The sequence below is a fragment of the Pseudanabaena sp. CCNP1317 genome, from assembly GCF_034931345.1.
Lineage (GTDB): Bacteria > Cyanobacteriota > Cyanobacteriia > Pseudanabaenales > Pseudanabaenaceae > Pseudanabaena > Pseudanabaena galeata.
Genome location: NZ_JAYGIF010000094.1, coordinates 1 through 857, shown reverse-complemented (window position 1 = coordinate 857; position 857 = coordinate 1). Strand labels below are relative to the sequence as shown.

Genomic DNA, 857 nt, shown 5'->3' with positions numbered 1-857 from the left:
GGGGGTGAGAGGAGGCTTCGGTGACAAGTGCGGTACAATGGGCGAGTCCGCCGCGGGGTGGAGCAGTCAGGTAGCTCGTGGGGCTCATAATCCGAAGGTCGCAGGTTCGAATCCTGTCCCCGCTATGACCGCAAGGTCGACACAGGACCTCCTCTCGCCAGGGGGTCTTTGTGGTTAACGCCTTCCCGAAACTTTGGTCCCATCATTTTGAGAAGCCCGGCTGGCCGCGGGCCTGATTTGCGCCGTATGTCCTGAGAAATTCGCGCTGGTGCGCGGCTAGATGTAGTCTTGCCCAACGGAGGTGGGAGACGGGGTTCTCGAATCCCGACATCGGACTGAGACCTCTGGTCAGCGTTATCTCACTCACGGGCGCTGGCCTTGGTGCCGGTGACATTCGAAAGGGCAGGATATGGGAATCGGAATGCGGGATATCGATTGCGGAAGCGGGATCTCGCCGCGGATATACGTGCTAGGCGTCGCCCTGATGGCAGCCCTCTGCGTCCTCACAGCCGGCTCGGCCACGGCCCATGCGGCACCCCCGGAGCCAAGCCTGGTCAAGGACATAAACCCCGGCAGTGCCAGCTCGTCGGCGAGCAACTTCACCGACATCGGCGGCACCCTCTACTTCACCGCCACCGATCCCACCAACGGCGTCGAGCTCTGGAAGTCCGACGGCACCGCAGGCGGCACCACCCTGGTCAAGGACATAAACCCCGGCAACGGCAGCTCGAGCCCGAACAGCTTCACCAACTTCGGTGGCACGCTCTTCTTCAGCGCCGACGACGGCACCAACGGCGTCGAGCTCTGGAAGTCCGACGGCACCGCAGGTACCACCACTCTGGTCAAGGACATCAACC

General features: G+C 62.8%; 1 protein-coding gene and 1 tRNA gene. Both read left to right on the top strand.

The window, feature by feature from the left end:
* Positions 1 to 51: 51 nt before the first annotated feature.
* Positions 52 to 125, top strand: a tRNA-Met gene (locus VB775_RS15740).
* Positions 126 to 484: 359 nt separating this feature from the next.
* The coding region (locus VB775_RS15735) for an ELWxxDGT repeat protein (RefSeq protein WP_323216879.1) at positions 485 to 857 on the top strand (373 nt) is incomplete at its 3' end.